Genomic DNA, 782 nt, shown 5'->3' with positions numbered 1-782 from the left:
TTGTCGACACTTGGACGTCACTAAGCTCATACTTCCTCTTCCATATTCAATAATTCAACACGACTTTTAATATGATCTCGATAGAGAAACCCTGTGAGTACCGCGCTAACGATACCAAAGAAAATACTGAGATATATCATTGTATTACTCGATGAATGAATACCAGCGCCCATCAATGCGAAGATGATAATTTGAGGCAAGTACCCCAACAGACTGGCGGAGATAAAGGCAAAGAACGGCACTCGGACACTACCCGATAAAACGTTGGTCACGACGTTATTCCCAATCGGAAACAAACGTAGCAAAAGGATTTTGTAAAACGGCTTACGACTCGCAAATGAATTAAAACGCGTCATTTTTTTCGGGAACCTGCGATATAGCCAATTTCCGATGAGAAAGCGAGCGCAGGCGTAGTTAAATGTCGCCCCAAAAACACAAGCAAATAAGGTGATAAGCACGCCTAATTGGACGTGGTATAAATAGCCGAATACCAATGCGATGGCTTGCTTTGGTCCACTCAACGACAAAAACACCACACTGAATGTGAAGATGACCACATGCCCTAAAGCCCCGTTTTTTTGAATGTAGCCAACCACTCAGTTCTTATCTGTGAGGTGCGATAAAGCGGGATTATCGAGCTGATTTGCTAACAAAACCCCCGCCAGTATAAGAAGTGCAAGCTTTAACCATTTCATTGTTTTGCATTTTCATTGGCAATGCTGACAGCTTTGATCATCGGATTTTTCGTGCGCTTTTGTAACCAGATCACACCAAACATATCA

General features: G+C 42.6%; 1 protein-coding gene. It reads right to left on the bottom strand.

Annotated elements, in window-relative coordinates:
• Window positions 1–26: 26 nt before the first annotated feature.
• Entirely contained in the window at window positions 27–596 is a 570-nt protein-coding gene (locus R7P74_RS25960; protein ID WP_318123532.1) for a TVP38/TMEM64 family protein, read from the bottom strand.
• Window positions 597–782 lie beyond the last annotated feature (186 nt).

It is taken from the genome of Vibrio sp. 2033 (assembly GCF_033339735.1).
This window is presented reverse-complemented; position numbering and strand designations above follow the sequence as displayed.